The 459-nt window shown below is 75.2% G+C and carries 1 pseudogene; it reads right to left on the reverse strand.

Going from position 1 to position 459, the window contains the following annotated elements:
• Positions 1-459 (reverse strand): annotated as a pseudogene (locus tag ABD308_RS39265) (peptidase M28); the annotation flags it as partial.

Below are 459 nucleotides of genomic sequence, written 5' to 3' on the forward strand. Positions count from 1 at the left end.
CGGCTGGGGTCGCGCAGCGAGTAGGAGCTGCCGGAGCCGGTGGTGCTGATGGTCGGCGAGGGGCCGTTCCACTTGCTGTTGAGCGTGCCGGCGCGCACGTCGTCGTAGCTGTCGATGACCTCGCCGCTGCGGGCGTCGACGAAGACGTGCAGGGTGCTCGGGGCGGTCGCGGTGCGGCCGGTGAGCACGGTCTCCCAGGCGAGGCGGCCGGCGCCGTCCTGGACCCGGACGACCAGGCGGCGCGACTGCACGCCGTCCACCTGGGCGAGCCTGGTGCGGGCGGTCTTCTCCGCGTTGGCGGCGCTGACCAGGGGGGTGGTCGGCACGCCGACCGGGCCGGAGGTGGCGGACTGCAGTCCGCGGACCTGGCCCTGGCCGTCGGCGAGGACGACGGCGTCGCCGCCGACCACCGGCAGGCCCTTGTAGGTGCGCTCGTAGGCGACCGAGTAGAGGCCGCCG

It is taken from the genome of Kitasatospora putterlickiae (assembly GCF_039527695.1).
GTDB lineage: Bacteria > Actinomycetota > Actinomycetes > Streptomycetales > Streptomycetaceae > Kitasatospora > Kitasatospora putterlickiae.